Raw genomic sequence first — 15961 nt, forward strand, 5'->3', positions numbered from 1 at the left:
CGGAACATGCGGCCTTATCAATAGGATGAAGCATTTTCAGCGATTCAAGCATCGCTGAAAATGCTCTAGACCGCGCCGATCCCCCGCCCCTTGAGGCTCTCGCCGATCTCGTCGAGGGCCGCGGCATCGTCGATCGTCGCCGGCATCGTCCAGGGCTCGTGATCGGCGATCCGCTTCATGGTGGCCCGCAGGATCTTGCCCGAGCGGGTCTTCGGCAGCCGTGGCACGGTGAGCGCGAGCTTGAAGGCCGCCACCGGTCCGATCTCGTCGCGCACCTTGGCGACGAGTTCCCGCTCGATCGCCTCGGTCGGCCGTACGACGCCGGCCTTGAGCACCACGAACCCGCAGGGCACCTCGCCCTTCAGCGCGTCGCGGATGCCGATGACCGCGCATTCCGCCACGTCGGGATGGCCGGCCAGAACCGCCTCCATGCCGCCCGTGGACAGGCGGTGGCCCGCGACGTTGATGATGTCGTCGGTCCGGCCCAGGACCGTGATGTAGCCGTCCGCGTCGATCACCCCGGCATCCGAGGTGTCGTAGTAGCCCGGGAAGGTGGCGAGGTAGCTCGACCGCATCCGCGCGTCCGAGCCCCACAGGGTCGGCAGGCATCCCGGGGGCAGCGGCAGGCGGATCGCGATGGTGCCCATCGTGCCAGCCGGGACGGGCTTTCCGCCCTCGTCCAGCACCTCGACCCGGTAGCCCGGCATCGGCACGCAGGTGCTGCCGTGCTTCACCGGCAGGAGGCCGAGCCCCAGCGGGTTGCCGGCGATCGGCCATCCGGTTTCCGTCTGCCACCAATGGTCGATCACCGGCCGGTTCAGCACCCGCTCGGCCCAGGCGACCGAATCGGGGTCGGCGCGCTCGCCGGCGAGGAACAGGCTGCGGAAGGTCGAGAGATCGTAGTCGCCGATCCGGGCGCCCGCGGAATCCTCCTTCTTGATCGCCCGCAGGGCCGTCGGCGCCGTGAACAGGCAGGTCACGCCGTACTCGGCGGCGACACGCCAGAAGGCGCCGGCATCGGGCGTGCCCACCGGCTTGCCCTCGTAGAGCACCGTCGTGCAGCCGTGCAGCAGCGGCGCGTAGACGATGTAGGAATGGCCCACCACCCAGCCGATGTCGGAGGCGCAGAAATAGGTCTCGCCGGGCTGGACGCCGTAGAGATTCGGCATCGACCAGGCGAGGGCGACGAGGTAGCCGCCGGTGTCGCGGACAACGCCCTTCGGCTTCCCGGTCGTGCCGGAGGTGTAGAGGATGTAGAGCGGGTCGGTGGCGGCGACCGGCACGCAGGCCGCCCTCTCACCCGCGACTCGGGCGGCCGCGACGGTCTCGGCCCAGTCGCGGTCGCGCTCCGGCGCCAGGGCAGCGGCGCATTGGGGTCTCTGGAGGATCAGGCAGGCCTCCGGCTTGTGGCGCGAGGCCGCGATCGCCGCGTCGAGGAGGGGCTTGTAGGCGACCACCCGGTTCGGCTCGATGCCGCAGGAGGCGGCGAGCACCACCTTCGGCGCCGCATCCTCGATCCGAACCGCCAGTTCGTTGGCGGCGAAGCCGCCGAACACCACCGAATGGACCGCGCCGAGCCGGGCGCAGGCCAGCATGCCGAACAGCGCCTCCGGCACCATCGGCATGTAGAGGATCACCCGGTCGCCCCGGCCGACGCCGAGCCCGGCCAGCACGGCGGCCAGCACCGCCACCTCGTCGCGCAGCTCGCGGTACGTGATGCTGCGCTTGGTGCCGGTGACGGGGGAATCGTAGCGGATCGCCACCTGCTCCGCCCGCGCCCCCTCGGCGTGACGGTCGACCGCGTTGTGGCAGGCGTTCAGCGTGCCGTCCGAGAACCAGCGGCCGTAGGGCCCCGAATCCGGCGCGAAGGCCCGCTCCGGCGCGCGCGCCCAGTCGAGCGCCCGGGCCGCGTCGAGCCAGAACGCCTCCGGATCGCGGCGGGCCGATTCGTAGATCTCCGGGTAGCGGCCCGAAAGGCTGGCGTTCGTCATCGCTTCGGCGTTTCCTCGCGGACCGCTCTCCGGCGGCCGGCGCAGATTAGCCCATTCTCGCGCGCGGGGGTGAGAGGCTCTCGTGCCCGATAGCGGCTGCGTGCGCGCCACAAGAGCGGCTGCGTGCGCGCCACAAGAGCGGCTGCGTGCGCGCCACAAGAGCGGCTGCGTGCGCGCCACAAGAGCGGCTGCGTGCGCGCCACAAGAGCGGCTGCGTGCGCGCCACAAGAGCGGCTGCGTGCGCGCCACAAGAGCGGCTGCGTGCGCGCCACAAGACAGCCGCCGCACCGGGAGCTCCGATGCGGCGGCTGTCATACGGGGTGTGCTATCTGGTTGGACGTGTCAGGCCTCAGTGCAACGTGTCGTTGCCCGCCTGGAGCCTGTTGATCTCGTCCTTGAGAAGGAGTTTCCGTCGCTTCAGCTCGGCGATGTGAAGGTCGTTCGCCGAAGGCCTGTGGGTCGCTTCCTGAATCTCGCGCTCGAGGGCTTCGTGCTTCCGGGCGAGTTGGTTCAGATGCGTCTGCAGCGACATGAGTCGAATCTCCTGTCATCGTTTCGACACGTCGAGATTGGCACAGGATGCAGGGCCTGTCGAAGCGTTTTCTGCTGCTAAGTCTCACGAATGCTTACCGCCCCGTCTTGTCCGGCGCCCGGGCGTGACGCATGCTCCCGGGCCATGAACGAACTTCGGGTCCGCGGGTGACAATGGCGGAAGAGTCGGGTGAGAGCGCGCAATCGGATCTCCTGGGCGAGCTGGCCAGGCTGCGCGAGGAGCACCGGGACCTTGACAGCGCCATCGAGGCGCTGGAGCTCAGCGTCGCCGGGGACCAGCTCCAGATCCAGCGGCTGAAGAAGCGCAAGCTCACGCTGCGCGACCGCATCTTCCACATCGAGGACGCGCTGACGCCGGACATCATCGCCTGATGCCGGTGGACGCCGTCGCGCCGCGCCTTGCCGCCGGCCCGCACCGCCTGTAAGCGCCCTCTTTTGCCGGGATCAACGATGGTGTCGCCTCCGGTCGCGATCATCATGGGCAGCCAGTCCGACTGGGCGACCATGCGTCACGCCGCCGAGACGCTCGACGCGCTCGGCGTGCCCTACGACGCGCGGATCGTGTCGGCCCACCGCACACCCGACCGGCTGGTGGCCTTCGCCAAGGGCGCGGTCGCGGCCGGTCTCAAGGTCGTGATCGCCGGTGCGGGCGGCGCCGCGCACCTGCCCGGCATGGCGGCGGCGATGACCCGGCTCCCGGTCTTCGGCGTGCCGGTGGAATCCAAGGCCCTGTCCGGCCAGGACAGCCTGCTCTCCATCGTCCAGATGCCCGCCGGCATCCCGGTGGGGACCCTGGCGATCGGTCGGGCGGGGGCCATCAACGCAGCCCTGCTCGCCGTGTCCGTCCTGGCGCTCTCCGACCCGCAGCTGGCGGAGCGACTCGAAGCGTGGCGCGCGGCCCAGACCGCCTCGGTGGCCGAGCGACCGGTGACGGAAGAGAACGCGTGACGGACAAGATCCTCGGCCCCGGCGCGACGCTCGGCATCGTCGGCGGCGGTCAGCTCGGGCGCATGATTGCGCTGGCCGCGGCCAATTACGGCCTCAAGGTCCACGTCTACGCGCCCGACCAGGACAGCCCCGCCTTCGATGTGGCCGCTCGCACCACCTGCGCGGCCTATGACGATCCCGAGGCGCTCGCGGCCTTCGCGCGCAGCGTCGACGTCGTCACCTACGAGTTCGAGAACATCCCCCACGCCACCGCCGATATCCTGGCCCGGCACGCCGCCCTGCACCCGAACGCGCGGGCGCTCTCGACCACGCAGGACCGCCTGTCCGAAAAGGAATTCGTCAACGGGCTGGGCATCCCGACAGCGCCGTTCCAGGCGGTCGATACGCCCGACGACCTCGACCGGGCGATCGCGGCGATCGGCCTGCCGGCGGTGCTCAAGACCCGCCGCTTCGGCTACGACGGCAAGGGCCAGCGTATGCTCCGCGAGCGGGCCGAGGGCGACCGCAACGCCCTGTTTGCCGAGTTCGGCGGCGCGCCGCTGATCCTGGAAGGGTTCGTGCCGTTCGAGCGCGAGGTCTCGGTGGTCGGCGCCCGCGCCCGCGACGGCAGCTTCGCGGCCTTCGACCTGTGCGAGAACGAGCACCGCGATCACATCCTCGCATTGACCCGGGTCCCGGCTCCCGGCGTGTCGCCCGAGACGCGCCGCCTCGCTCTCGACATCGCCAAGCGTATCGCCGACGCGCTGGACTATGTCGGCGTGCTCGCCGTGGAGATGTTCCTGGTGCGGGAGGACGGTGCCGAGCGACTCGTGGTCAACGAGATCGCGCCGCGGGTCCACAATTCCGGACACTGGACCATCGAGGGCGCGCGGACCTCGCAATTCGCCCAGCATGTCCGCGCCGTCTGCGGCTGGCCGCTCGGCGACGCCGCCCGGGTGGGCGGCCTGCCGGTGGAGATGCGCAACCTGATCGGCGCCCAGGCCGACGACTGGCACGCGCTGCTGGCCGAGCCCGGCGCGCATCTGCACCTCTACGGCAAGGGCGAGGCGCGCCCCGGCCGGAAGATGGGGCACGTCACCTGTCTCGGATCCGACCCGGTCGAGTCCTGAGGCTTCGGGGGCACACCCGCGCCGCCGCGTGCCGCCCGGAGGCCCTGACGCGGCGCCGGGGCATCGTCGAGCCATACCTTCGCCACATCCCGCCGCTTCCACCAAGTCGTGGTCGGTGCCGAATGCTGTTGATCGATTCCATCCGCGCTGCCGTACTCCGCCAGGACGGATAACGGGCCGGGTCACGATGCGACGCCTCTTAAGCCGGCCTTCACCGTGATGCGCGACGGTGCCCCGGATCGGGTGTGCCCGGCGCGCGGCGCGGGCTCTGGGACGTGAGGGGCAAGGCGGGCCCGCGGGATGCGGGCCGCGCCTTGGGGAGAGTGGGGCGATGATCGTACGCAACGGGCTGGTTCGGACGACGGCACTGATCGGCGCGGCCATAATCTCGGCCGCGGGCCTTGCGGGCTGCGAGACCGTCGGGAGCGCAGCCGGCCCGCGACAATACGCGGTGCTGGAGACGGACACGACGGGCGCCACGAACGTGAACATCGCCTCGCTGACCGAGGTCGTGCAGCGCAACCCGAACGATGCGGCGGCCTACAACACCCGCGGCGCCGCCTACGCCCGTGCCGGCCAGTTCAGCGACGCCATCGCGGATTTCACCAAGGCGATCCAGATCGATCCGAACTCGGCCTCGGCCTACAACAACCGGGCGCTTGCCAGCCGCCAGATCGGCCGTGACGGCCCCGCGCTGCAAGATTTCACCAAGGCGATCGGCATCGATCCGAATTACGGCCCCGCCTATATCGGCCGCGCCAACGTCGAGCGCGCCCAGGGCAACGTCGATCAGGCGCTCAACGACCTCAACGTCGCGATCCGGCTGATGCCCGAATCGGCCGAAGCCTACCATGCCCGCGGCCTCGTGCGGCAGAAGCAAAGTCAGGACACCCAGGCGATCGCCGATTTCGACGCCGCCATTGACCGCGACCCCTTCAAGTCCGCGCCCTACGCCGCCCGCGGCCAGAGCCTGATCGCCACCAACCAGTACCCGAAGGCGATCGAGGACTACAACGCGGCGCTCAACGTCAACAACAAGGACGCCACCTCCTGGGCCTATCGCGGCCTGGCCTACGAGAAGTCGGGCCAGCGCAAGGAGGCGATGGAGAACTATCAGCGCGCCGCGACGATCGACCCGAACAATTCCGTCGCCCGCGCCGGCCTCGGCCGGGTGCAGGGCGGAGTCGGCTCGCTGTTCAACTGATCTGCGGTTATCGAACCGGTCTGAACGCCCGCGTCTCAACCTGAGACGCGGGCGTTCCTGTTCCGGCGGTGAACGAACCTTTACGCCGCTCCCCCGGTCTTTCCGGGCCCCTCTCCGCGTCCCCGGAAGGACGGAGCGTTCGAAGGAACGGGCTTCAGCGTCTCACGCCGTCAGCAGTCCGTTCTCGTCCTGCGTGATCCGCCACAGGTGGTGGGCGGTGTCGCCGAGCTGATACTCGATCATGGCGAGCCGCTTGAAGTGGTGGGCGCCGATATACTCGAGCGTCATGCCGATTCCCCCGTGGAGCTGGACCGCCTCCTGGCCGACATAGCGGCAGGCCTTGTTGATCTGCACCTTCACGGCCGCGAGGGCCGCGGCCCGCGCCCGCGCATCCGGTGTGTCCACCATCATGGCGGCGTAGAGCGCCATCGAGCGGGCCTGCTCCAGCTGGATCAGCATGTCGACGGCCCGGTGCTGCAGGGCCTGGAACGAGCCGACGCTGACCCCGAACTGCTTGCGAGTCTTGAGGTACTCGACCGTGAGCTTGTGGAGCGTGTCCATCGAACCCACCGCCTCGGCGGCCAGCGCCGCGATGCCGTGCTCCACCACCCGCTCCAGGAGCGGCAGGCCGCCCTCCGGATCGCCGAGCGCCGCGTCGGCGGCGAGCGTCACGTCCGAGAAGGACACCTCCGCGGCCCGGCCGCCATCCTGGGTCGGGTAGGCTTCGATCGCGACGCCGGCGGCGTCTGCCGGGACCAGGAACAGGCCGACCCCGTGCGGGTCGCGCCGCTCGCCCGAGACCCGGGCCGAGACCACCATCATGCCGGCTGCGTCGGCGTTGGGCACGACGCTCTTCGCCCCGCTCAGCACGAAGCCGTCGCCGCTGCGCCGGGCCGTGGTGGCGACGTCCGCAAGGTCGTAGCGGGACTGGCGCTCGGTGTGGGCGAGGGTCAGGCGCAGGTCGCCGGCCACGAGGCCCGGGACGAGGCGCTCCTTCTGCGCGGCGCTGCCGCCGAGCCGCAGGGCGGTGGAGCCGAGCACGAGGCTCGCGAGCAGAGGCTCGACCACGAGGTTGCGGCCCACCGCCTCCATGACCAGCATGGTCTCGACCGGGCCGCCGCCGAGGCCGCCCTCCTCCTCGGAGAAGGGCAGGCCGGCGACGCCGAGTTCGGCGAAGGCCGCCCAGCCCTCCGCGGGGAAGCCGAGCGGCGCCTTCAGCCGCGCCTGCCGGCTCTCCAGCGACGGGTAGAGATCGGCGGCCAGCCGCTCGACGCTGTCGCGCAGGAGCGACTGGTCCTCGTTCAGGTCGAAATCCATGGTGGTGTCCTCGGTCGTTCCCTCCCCTTCTGCGGGGGAAGGGGGCCCCTGCATCAGCAGGGGTCGGGTGGGGACGAAGTCCCGCAAGGGGGGAGCCCAGGTTCAGGAACGGGCGGAGCAGGTTTGAAGGCCACAGTTTCATCCTGCGCCGTCGCTCCCCTCTCCCGACCCGCTTCGCGGGCCACCCTCCCCCGCAGCGGGGGGAGGGAGAGCCGGTCGCGTGGGAGGTCTCACAATCCCAGAATGCCCTTGGCGATGACGTTGTGCTGGATCTCGTTCGAGCCGCCGTAGATCGAGACCTTGCGGTTGTTGAAGTAGCTCGGCGCCGCCGCGTCGACCCAGTCGAAGCCGCCGGGCAGGTTGTTGGCCCCGGCCCCGCGCGCGGGCGCCGCCAGCGCGAAAGGTCCGGCGAGCTCCACCAGCAATTCGGTGGCCGCCTGCTGGAGCTGCGAGCCGCGGATCTTGAGGAGCGAGGAGGCCGGGTCCGGCTCCACCGAATCCGCCCTTCCCTGCTTGGCCGCCACCCGCATCTGGGTGATCTCCAGCGCCTTCAGCTCGACCTCGACCTCCGCGACGCGGGACCGGAAAGCGGGATCGTCCCACATCGTCCCGGGCCCCGCCGGCATCTCGCGGGCCAGCCGCTTGATCCGCGCGATCCGCTCCTTGGTGAGACCGATCCGGGCGATGCCGGTGCGCTCGTTGGCGAGCAGGAATTTCGCGTAGTCCCAGCCCTTGTTCTCCTCGCCGACGAGGTTCTCGACCGGCACACGTACGGAGTCGAAGAAGACCTCGTTGACCTCGTGCCGGCCCTCAAGCGTGAGGATCGGCCGCACGGTGATGCCTGGGGTCTTCATGTCGATCAGGAGAAACGAAATGCCGCGCTGCTTCTTCGCCTCGAAGTCGGTGCGCACGAGGCAGAAGATCCAGTCGGCGTGCTGGCCCAGCGTCGTCCAGGTCTTCTGGCCGTCCACGACGTAGTGGTCGCCGTCGCGCACGGCCTTGGTCTTGAGCGAGGCCAGGTCGGAGCCGGCGCCGGGCTCGGAGAAGCCCTGGCACCACCAATCGTCGAGATTGGCCGCGCGGGGCAGGAAGCGCGCCTTCTGGTCCTGCCGGCCGAAGGTCGCCAGCACCGGGCCGAACATGTAGCAGTTGAATTGCTGCGGCAGCGGCACCGCCGCCTGGAACAGCTCCTCGGTGTAGATGTAGCGCTGGATCGGGGTCCAATCCCGGCCGCCCCATTCCTGCGGCCAGTGCGGCACCGCCCAGCCCTTGGCGTTGAGGATCCGCTGGCTCGTGACGTAATCGTCCTTCGCGAGGCTGCGCCCCTCCGAGACCTTCTTCCGGATTTCGGCCGGGATCTCCGTCCGGCAGAAGGTCCGGACCTCGTCGCGGAACGCGATTTCCGCGTCGGTGAAGCGCAGGTCCATCGGTTCAGCTCCGGGCGATCTCGAACAGGCCGGCGCAGCCCTGGCCGCCGGCGACGCACATGGTGACCACGGCGTAGCGCGCGCCGCGGCGACGGCCCTCCAGCAGGGCGTGGCCCACGAGCCGCGCCCCCGACATGCCGAACGGGTGGCCGACCGCGATGGCGCCGCCGTTGACGTTGACCTTCTCGGGATCGATCCCGAGCGTGTCGCGGCAGTAGACCGATTGCGACGCGAAGGCCTCGTTCAGCTCCCACAGGTTGATATCGGCGACTTTCAGCCCCTGGCGCTCCAGCAGCCGCGGCACCGCGAAGACCGGGCCGATGCCCATCTCGTCTGGCCCGCAGCCGGCCGAGGCGAAGCCCCGGAAGGTACCGAGCGGGGTCAGACCCCGCCGCGCAGCCTCGGCGGCCGACATCAGCACGCTGGCCGAGGCCCCGTCCGAGAGCTGGCTGGCGTTGCCCGCCGTGATGAAGGCCGCCTCCCCGCGCACGGGCGTGAGCTTGGACAACCCCTCCAGGGTAGTGTCCGGCCGGTTGCCCTCGTCCCTGGAGAGCCGCGTCTCGACCTCCCGGGTCTCGCCTGTGGCCTTGTCGGTCACCGCCATGACGGCGCTCATCGGGACGATCTCGTCGTCGAACAGCCCGCGGTCCTGCGCCGCCGCGGTACGGCGCTGGCTCTCCAGTGCGAAAAGGTCCTGGGCCTCCCGCGAGATTCCGTACCGCGCGGCCACGATGTCGGCGGTCTCGATCATCGGCATGTAGATCGCCGGCAGGTGCGCCTCCAGCCACGCGTTGCGCGTCAGCTCCCGCTGGACCTTCGGCTGGACGAGGCTGATCGACTCGACGCCGCCCGCAACCGCCACCGGCACGCCGTCGAGGACGATCCGCCGGGCCGCGCTGGCGATCGCCTCCAGCCCCGAGGCGCAGAAGCGCGAGACGGTGACGCCGGCCGACGCGACCGGGATCCCCGCCACCAGGGCCGCGTGGCGGGCGACGTTGCCGCCCGTGGCGTTCTCCGGATAGCCGCAGCCGAGCACCACCTCCTCGACCGCTTCCGGCTCCAGGCGTGCCCGGTCCAGGGCGCCGCGGATCGCGTGGGCCGCGAGGTCGGCACCTCGGGTAAGGTTCAGGGCGCCGCGATGGGCCTTGCCGATGGGCGTGCGGGCGGTCGAGACGATCACCGCGTCGGTCATGATCGCTCTCCCGCTCAGGTGTTCTTCAGGCTGGCGAAACTGCCACCCTCGGCGGCGAGCTTCTGCAGGAGCGGCGCCGGCTCCTGGCTGTCGTCGCCGGTCTCCGCCGCGAAGCGCGACAGCGCCGCCGCGACAGTCTTCAGCCCGACCGTGTCGGCCCAATGCATCGGTCCACCGCGCCAGGCCGGCCAGTTGTAGCCATTGATCCAGATCGTATCGATGTCGCCGGGCCGCGCCGCGATGCCCTCCTGGAGGATCCGCGCGCCCTCGTTGACCATCGGGTACATCAGCCGCGCGACGATCTCGTCGGGCGTGAAGCTGCGGCGCGCGACGCCGTGCTCGGCGGCGACCCGCGCAATCAGCGCCTCCACCTCCGGGTCCCGCGTGCCGGTGCGGGCGCCGTCCGGGTACAGGTAGAAGCCGCGGCCGGTCTTCTGGCCGAACCGGCCCTGCTCGGCGAGCGAGTCCGCGACGGGGGCCCGGCCGCCGAAATCCTTGCGCGAGCGCCAGCCGATATCGAGCCCGGCGAGGTCGCCCATGGCGAAGGGGCCCATCCGGAAGCCGAACCCGGTCACCGCCGCGTCGACCTCATGGGGCAGCGCCCCCTCGAGCAGCAGGCGCTCGCCCGCCCGGCTGCGGCGCTCCAGCATGCGGTTGCCCACGAAGCCGAAGCAGACGCCCACCGTCACCGGCAGCTTGTTGAGACGCTTGCCGAGATCCAGGGCCGTGGCCAGCACCTCCGACGCGGTTTTTTCCGCACGGACCACCTCCACGAGACGCATGACGTTGGCCGGGCTGAAGAAGTGCAGGCCGAGCACGTCCTGCGGCCGGCCCGTCACCCCCGCGATCGCGTTGACGTCGAGATAGGAGGTGTTGGTGGCCAGGATCGCGCCCGGCTTGACGACCTGATCGAGCTTGGAAAAGATCTCGCGCTTGACGCCCATATCCTCGAAGGCCGCCTCGATGACGATGTCGGCCTCCCCGGCGTTCTCCAGGCCGATCGCCCCCGTGATCCGGCCGACCCGCTCGTCGCGCTGGGCCTCGGTGATCGAGCCGCGCTTGGCCGAGCCGGCATAGAGGCCCTTCACCCGGTCGAGGCCGCGCGCCAGGGCGCCCTCCTCCATCTCGATCACCGTCACGGGGATGCCGGCATTGGCGAAGCACATGGCGATGCCGCCGCCCATCGTGCCGGCCCCGATCACCGCGGCTGTGTGGATGGGACGCCGCGGCGTGTCTTTCGGCAAGCCGGGCACCCGGCCGGCCTCGCGCTCGGCGAAGAAGGCGTAGCGCAGGGCCTTCGAGCGCGGATCCTCCACCAGGGCGCGGAACTCGGCCCGCTCCACCGCCACGGCGGCGTCGAAATCCTGCTCCAGGCCGGCGCGCACGGCCCGCGCCAATGCGTGGACATTCGTGGCGTCGGGATCGCGCCTTACCGCCTCCGTGGCCTGGGTCTCGAACCGGTCGCGGGCCTCCGGGGTCAGCTTGTCGGAAAGGTCACGCACCCGCGGCAGGGTTCCCGTATCGGCGAGTTCCAGAGCGCGGGTGCGGGCCGCCGCCACGAGGTCGCCCAGCGCCACAGCATCCACGATCCCCTGCGCCGCCGCCTTCTCGGCGGAGACCGGCTCGCCGGTGAGCATCATCGGAAAGGCGGCATCGGGCCCGATCAGGCGCGGCAGGCGCTGCGTGCCCCCCGCCCCCGGGATGATCCCGAGCTTGATCTCCGGCAGGCCGATCTTGGCGGACGGCGCCGCCACGCGGCCGTGGCAGGCCATCGCCAGTTCCAGGCCGCCGCCGAGCGCCGCACCGCCGATCGCCGCCACCACCGGCTTCGCGCTGGCATCGAGCCGGTCCAGCAGATCCGGCAGGCTCGGTTGCTGCTGCGGCTTGCCGAACTCGGTGATGTCGGCGCCGCCCACGAACACCTTGCCTTCGGCCGCCAAGACGATCGCCCGGACCGACGGGTCCGCGACGGCCTGCGCCAGGGCGCCGTCAAGGGCCGCCCGCATCGCGGCGCCAAGCGCGTTGACCGGCGGGTTGGCGAGCGTGAGTACCGCCACGCCGCCATCGACCTCCTGACGAACCACCCTGGACTCCCCGTTGTTCTGCAATGCAGAATAGCCGTCTGCAATTGGACCGGATGTTGGTTCGACGAACCGGCTCCGTCAAGGAGGCTATTGCGATGGATTGCGCAGGCCTCTCCTGTTCTGCATTGCAGACTTCTGTAACCGATGACGTTTGACCGGCCTCCGCCGCCCATGTCATCAAACCGCTCCGGCCGCGATCGGCCAAAAGTCCTGCGGATGCGGTGCCGAGCGGGACCGGGCGCCGGGAAGGGGGAGGAGCACGATGCGCAGCATCGATCTGCGGGAGCGACCCGGCCGCGCCCGTTCGGCGCGCGCGCCCATGGCGGGCCGCTGCCGATGACCGACGGTCCCGAGCAAACACATTCCGGGCGCCTCCCCGCTTCACTGCGCGGACGGCTCGCCCTGCCGGTTATCTGCGCACCGATGTTCATCGTTTCCGGCCCGGATCTGGTGATCGCCCAGTGCCTGTCCGGCGTGGTCGGTTCCTTCCCCGCCCTCAACGCCCGACCTGCCGAGTTGCTGGACGAATGGCTCACGCGGATCACGCGAACGCTCGCGGAGGCCCGCGCGGCGGACCCGTCGAGAAAGGTCGCGCCCTTCGCGGTGAACCAGATCGTCCACGCCTCCAACGACCGGTTGGCGCAGGACGTCGAGGCCTGCGTCCGACACCAGGTGCCGATCATCATCACCTCGCTCCGCGCCCCGGACGCGGTGATCCGCCCGGTCCACGCCTACGGCGGCGTGGTGTTCCACGACGTCACCAATGTGCGCCATGCCGAGAAGGCGCTGGAGGCCGGCGTCGACGGGCTGATCCTGGTCTGTGCCGGCGCAGGCGGCCACGCCGGGACGCTGAGTCCCTTCGCCCTGGTGGGCGAGATCCGGCGGTTCTACGACGGGCCGCTGATCCTCTCGGGGGCGATCACCTCGGGCTCGGCGATCCTGGCGGCTCAGGCCATGGGCGCCGACCTCGCCTACATGGGCACCCGCTTCATCGCCACCCGGGAGGCGAACGCCGCCCCGGCCTACAAGGACATGATCGCCGGCAGCGCGGCCGCCGACATCCTCTACACCCCCTACTTCACCGGTGTGCCGGGCAACTACCTGACGCCGAGCATCCGCGCCGCCGGGCTCGATCCCGAGGCGCTGCCGATACGCGACAAGACCGCGATGAACTTCGGCAGCGGCAGCGTGAAGGCGTGGCGGGACGTCTGGGGCGCCGGCCAGGGGGTCGGCACCATCGCGGACGCGCCCGCAACCGCCGATCTCGTCGCCCGGCTCGCGCGCGAATATGCGGCGGCGCAGGCGCGGATGGCCGGGCTGTCCGCGGATTACGCAGGTGAGGCCGCTTCGTGAGCGTCCGCGTCGCCGATCCGGAGCCCGGAATTCGGCTCGTTACGATCGACCGGCCGGAGCGGCGGAACGCCCTCGACCGGACGACCTATGCGGCGCTGACCGCCGCCTTCGAGGCGGCGGGCGCGGACGGGCGGGTGGGCGCCGTGGTGCTCACCGGCGCGGGCGGCTGCTTCACCGCCGGCAACGACCTCACGGATTTCCAGGACCTGGAGACCGGGGGCGACAGCCCCGGCCTGACCTTTCTCAAAGCCCTGCGCGCCTGCCCGAAGCCAGTCGTGGCGGCCATCGAGGGCCATGCTGTCGGCATCGGCACGACGCTGCTCCTGCACTGCGACCTCGCCTATGCGGGGGACGGCGCCCGGTTCCGCCTGCCGTTCACCGCGCTCGGCCTCAGCCCGGAGGGCGGGTCGAGCTACCTGCTGCCGATGGTCGCGGGCGCGAAGCGCGCGGCCGAACTCTTGATGCTCGGGGAGCCCTTCACGGCTGCGGATGCCGCATCGGCCGGCCTCGTCAACGCAGCCGTTCCCGCGGGCGCGGCGCTTGAGACTGCCCTGGCCAAGGCGCGGGCACTCGCCGCCCTCCCCCGGGTCTCGATCGCCGCCACCAAGCGGGCCCTGCGGCGCGGCCACGACGACAGCGTCGCCCGCGCCATGGCCGAGGAGGCGGAGGTCTTCCACGCGCTCCGCCGCGGGCCGGATGCGCAGGCCGCCTTCGCGGCGTTCCTGCGCCGATGAGTGCCGGGCAGACGACGGTGCTGACCGAGACCGCCGCGGCCGCCACGGGCGTGGACGGTGCCAAGGAGGACCGGCACTTCGTCACGGCGCTGGCCCGGGGGCTGGCGGTGCTCGCCTGCTTCGGCCCGGGCCGGACGAGCCTCGCCAACCACGACATCGCGGAGGCCTGCGGCCTGCCGCGCTCCACCGTGTCGCGGCTCACCTACACGCTGACCAAGCTCGGCTACCTGCAGCACATGCCGGAACTCGGCCGCTACCGTCTCGGCACCGCGACCATCGCGCTCAGCTCGGCGGCGCTCGGGGGGCTCGACGTCCGCGCCATCGCGCGACCGGCCCTGCAGGCGGTGGCGGAGGCGGCGAACGCCTCGGTGGGGCTGGGCGTGCGCGACCGGCTGAGCATGCGCTACGTCGATTGCCAGCGCGGCCCGGCCGCGATCTCGCTCAACCTCGATACCGGTTCGCGCATCTCCCTCGCCCGCAGCGCCATGGGCCGGGCCTACGTGGCGATCTGCCCGGAGCGGGAGCGCCAGGGGATCTACGAGGATCTGAAGGCGCTCGATCCCGTGGCGTGGCCCGCGCTGCGCACCGGCCTCGACCGGGCGGTGGCCGAGCACCGGGAAATCGGCTGCTGCACCTCCTTCGGCGAGTGGCAGGAGACGGTCTGCGCGATCGCGGTGGGGTTCCATCCGGGCGGCGGCCTGCCGCCCATGTCGGTCAATTGCGGTGCCCCGACCGTCATCACCGATGCGCGCTTCCTCATGGAGGTGGCGCGCCCGAAACTGATCGACGCCGTGCGCAGCCTCGACGGCGTCATGGGAGCCTGAGGACCTTTCGCGATGGATGCCGTTGCCGACCTGCCGCTGTCCGGGATCCGCGTGCTCGATCTGTCCCGGGTCCTGGCCGGGCCCTGGTGCGCGCAGGTTCTGGGTGACCTCGGCGCCGACGTGATCAAGGTCGAGCATCCGGAGCGCGGCGACGACACCCGCGACTGGGGCGTGCCGACGAGCCCCGGCAACACCTCGTATTTCGACAGCGTGAACCGCAACAAGCGCTCGATCGGGATCGACCTCGCGACGCCCGAGGGACTGGCGATCGTGAAAGCGCTGGCCCGTGAGAGCGACGTGCTGGTCCAGAACTTCAAGACTGGTGGCGCCGAGAAGCTCGGCCTCGGCTACGAAGACCTGTCGGCGGAGAATTCGGGGCTGATCTACTGCTCGATCGCCGGCTATGCGTCGGACGGCTCGGAGGCCGGCCGGCCGGGCTACGACCTCGTCGTGCAGGGCGAGTCCGGCGTGATGGCGCTCAACGGCGAGGCCGGCGGACCGCCCCTGAAGTTCGGGGTGGCGGCGGTCGACCTCTTCACCGGGCAGTTCGCCGCGCAGGCCGTGCTGGCCGCCCTGTTCCAGCGGGAGCGGACGGGGCGCGGTAAGGCGATCGACCTCGCCCTGTTCGATTGCGGCGTGGCGCTGACCTCCTATTACGGATTGGAAGCGCTGGCCCGCGGTATCGACCCGCCCCGCTACGGCAACGCCCACCCGTCGATCGTCCCCTACGGGGTGTTCGAAGCCGGCGACGGGCCGGTGGTGATCACGGTCGGCAATAACGGCCAGTACCGCCGCTTCTGCGAGCAGGTGCTGGACCGCCCGGACCTCGTCGCCGACCCGCGCTTCGCCACCAACCTTGACCGGTCGCGCAACCGCGCCGCCTTCATCCCGGTGCTGGAAGCCGAACTCGCCAAGTGGGCGCGCGCGCCGCTGATCGCGCGCCTCAGGGCCGCGGGCATCCCCTGCGGCGAGGTGATGGGCCTACGCGAGGCGCTCACCTGCGACCGAACCCAGGAGGCCGGGCTGGTGGTCGCGGCGCCGGGGAACGCCCACGTCATCGCGCCGCCCTACCGGCTCGACGGTCGCAGGCTGCCGGTGCGCCGCATGCCGCCGAGCCTGGGCGATTCGAGCCGCGAGATCCTCGCGGAGCGGCTGGACTATCCGGACGCGGCGCGGGACGCGCTCGTGGCGAAGGGCGTGCTTCGCTAGTGCGCGGCGCCGGTGCG

General features: G+C 71.0%; 14 protein-coding genes. 8 read left to right on the forward strand and 6 right to left on the reverse strand.

Going from position 1 to position 15961, the window contains the following annotated elements:
- Positions 1 to 65: 65 nt before the first annotated feature.
- The gene (locus JOE48_RS01690) at positions 66 to 1991 is read right to left on the reverse strand and encodes a propionyl-CoA synthetase (protein WP_210026419.1); all 1926 of its coding nucleotides are present in this window, start codon (positions 1989 to 1991) and stop codon (positions 66 to 68) included.
- A 349-nt stretch (positions 1992 to 2340) separates the two neighbouring features.
- Complete coding sequence (locus JOE48_RS01695) at positions 2341 to 2523, reverse strand: YdcH family protein (RefSeq protein ID WP_192710016.1); 183 nt, start codon at positions 2521 to 2523, stop codon at positions 2341 to 2343.
- Between the two features lie 173 nt (positions 2524 to 2696).
- On the opposite strand from JOE48_RS01695, the gene JOE48_RS01700 reads away from it, so the two are divergent.
- From JOE48_RS01700 to JOE48_RS01715, 4 genes are all read left to right on the forward strand, one after another.
- Positions 2697 to 2915 carry a YdcH family protein gene (locus tag JOE48_RS01700; RefSeq protein ID WP_238197202.1) on the forward strand — a complete coding sequence of 73 codons (219 nt, stop codon included), beginning with the start codon at positions 2697 to 2699 and terminating at the stop codon, positions 2913 to 2915.
- 78 nt (positions 2916 to 2993) lie between these two features.
- Positions 2994 to 3491 (forward strand): 5-(carboxyamino)imidazole ribonucleotide mutase, encoded by a 498-nt coding sequence (gene purE / locus JOE48_RS01705; RefSeq protein ID WP_210026423.1) that lies wholly within the window; start codon positions 2994 to 2996, stop codon positions 3489 to 3491.
- Positions 3488 to 4600, forward strand: a complete 1113-nt coding sequence (locus tag JOE48_RS01710) for a 5-(carboxyamino)imidazole ribonucleotide synthase (RefSeq protein WP_210026425.1) — start codon at positions 3488 to 3490, stop codon at positions 4598 to 4600. The genes purE and JOE48_RS01710 overlap by 4 nt, the downstream gene beginning before the upstream one ends.
- A gap of 331 nt (positions 4601 to 4931) precedes the next feature.
- Positions 4932 to 5804, forward strand: a complete 873-nt coding sequence (locus JOE48_RS01715; RefSeq protein WP_210026428.1) for a tetratricopeptide repeat protein — start codon at positions 4932 to 4934, stop codon at positions 5802 to 5804.
- A gap of 162 nt (positions 5805 to 5966) precedes the next feature.
- Here JOE48_RS01715 and JOE48_RS01720 read toward each other — a convergent pair whose 3' ends face one another.
- The 4 genes from JOE48_RS01720 to JOE48_RS01735 form a co-directional block, all read right to left on the reverse strand.
- Positions 5967 to 7121, reverse strand: a complete 1155-nt coding sequence (locus JOE48_RS01720) for an acyl-CoA dehydrogenase family protein (protein WP_210026438.1) — start codon at positions 7119 to 7121, stop codon at positions 5967 to 5969.
- Between the two features lie 230 nt (positions 7122 to 7351).
- Positions 7352 to 8548, reverse strand: coding sequence for an acyl-CoA dehydrogenase family protein (locus JOE48_RS01725; protein ID WP_210026446.1), 1197 nt, complete (start codon positions 8546 to 8548; stop codon positions 7352 to 7354).
- A gap of 4 nt (positions 8549 to 8552) precedes the next feature.
- Positions 8553 to 9740, reverse strand: a complete 1188-nt coding sequence (locus JOE48_RS01730) for an acetyl-CoA C-acyltransferase (protein WP_210026448.1) — start codon at positions 9738 to 9740, stop codon at positions 8553 to 8555.
- 14 nt (positions 9741 to 9754) lie between these two features.
- Complete coding sequence (locus JOE48_RS01735; protein WP_210026450.1) at positions 9755 to 11824, reverse strand: 3-hydroxyacyl-CoA dehydrogenase NAD-binding domain-containing protein; 2070 nt, start codon at positions 11822 to 11824, stop codon at positions 9755 to 9757.
- 336 nt (positions 11825 to 12160) lie between these two features.
- On the opposite strand from JOE48_RS01735, the gene JOE48_RS01740 reads away from it, so the two are divergent.
- Genes JOE48_RS01740 through JOE48_RS01755 form a run of 4 tightly spaced genes read left to right on the forward strand, consistent with a single transcriptional unit; the run spans position 12161 to position 15944 of the window.
- Positions 12161 to 13177 carry a nitronate monooxygenase family protein gene (locus tag JOE48_RS01740; protein WP_210026452.1) on the forward strand — a complete coding sequence of 339 codons (1017 nt, stop codon included), beginning with the start codon at positions 12161 to 12163 and terminating at the stop codon, positions 13175 to 13177.
- Complete coding sequence (locus tag JOE48_RS01745) at positions 13174 to 13911, forward strand: enoyl-CoA hydratase-related protein (protein ID WP_210026455.1); 738 nt, start codon at positions 13174 to 13176, stop codon at positions 13909 to 13911. Before JOE48_RS01740 ends, JOE48_RS01745 begins: the two co-directional genes overlap by 4 nt.
- Positions 13908 to 14735 (forward strand): IclR family transcriptional regulator, encoded by an 828-nt coding sequence (locus JOE48_RS01750; RefSeq protein ID WP_210026457.1) that lies wholly within the window; start codon positions 13908 to 13910, stop codon positions 14733 to 14735. The genes JOE48_RS01745 and JOE48_RS01750 overlap by 4 nt, the downstream gene beginning before the upstream one ends.
- A 12-nt stretch (positions 14736 to 14747) precedes the next feature.
- Positions 14748 to 15944: a CaiB/BaiF CoA transferase family protein gene (locus JOE48_RS01755; RefSeq protein ID WP_210026464.1), complete on the forward strand. Its 1197-nt coding sequence runs from the start codon at positions 14748 to 14750 to the stop codon at positions 15942 to 15944.
- Positions 15945 to 15961 lie beyond the last annotated feature (17 nt).

It is taken from the genome of Methylobacterium sp. PvR107, assembly GCF_017833295.1.
Lineage (GTDB): Bacteria > Pseudomonadota > Alphaproteobacteria > Rhizobiales > Beijerinckiaceae > Methylobacterium.